This is a genomic window from Streptomyces sp. bgisy159, assembly GCF_965341775.1.
Taxonomy (GTDB): Bacteria; Actinomycetota; Actinomycetes; order Streptomycetales; family Streptomycetaceae; genus Streptomyces.
The window spans coordinates 1-776 of record NZ_CBDQZH010000132.1; the positions used below are offsets into that span (position 1 = coordinate 1).

The 776-nt window shown below is 68.4% G+C and carries 1 protein-coding gene; it reads left to right on the forward strand.

Annotated features, from left to right (window positions below):
* Nucleotides 1-57: 57 nt before the first annotated feature.
* Nucleotides 58-776: AMP-binding protein (locus ACSLTV_RS36140; protein ID WP_435613738.1), on the forward strand; the 719-nt coding region annotated here is incomplete at its 3' end.

The following is a 776-nucleotide window of genomic DNA, read 5'->3' on the forward strand; positions in this document are numbered from 1 at the left end:
AACCGTCGGGTGAACCGGTTGGCGCATTGGTTGGTGGAGCGGGGTGCGGGGCCGGAGGTGTTGGTGGCGGTGCGGGTGCCGCGGTCGGTGGATCTGCTGGTGGCGGTGTATGCGGTGGTGAAGTCTGGGGCCGCGTATGTGCCGTTGGATGTGGATCTGCCGGAGGAGCGGGTGCGGCATGTGCTGGAGGGTGCGCGGCCGTTGCTGGTGCTGGAGGGGGAGTTGCCGGATGTGTCGGGGTATCCGGAGTCGGATCCGGTGCGGGGGCTGGGGCCTGATCACGCGGCGTATGTGATCTTCACGTCGGGTTCGACGGGTGGTCCGAAGGGGGTGCCGGTGGCGCATCGGTCGATCATGAACCGGATCCGGTGGGGTCTGGATCATTTCGGTGTCGGTGTCGAGGACCGGGTGCTGTTGAGTACGTCGGCGAGTTTCGATGTGTCGGTGCCGGAGATCTTCGCGCCGTTGCAGGTGGGTGCGGCGGTGGTGGTGGCGCGTGAGGGCGGGCGTCGGGATCCGGCCTATCTGGCGGAGTTGATCCAGCGGGAGGGGGTGACGGGTGCGGACTTCGTGCCGTCGTTGCTGGCGGCGTTCGTGGCGGAGCCGCTGGCGAAGCAGTGCACGAGTCTGCGGTGGGTGGAGGTGGCGGGGGAGGCGTTCCCGGCGGATCTGGCCAACCGGTTCAGCGAACTGCTGCCCGGGTGCTCCGTCCACAATCTGTACGGGCCGACGGAGGCGTCGGTGGAGGTCACCGGGTGGCAGCATGTGCCGGGTTC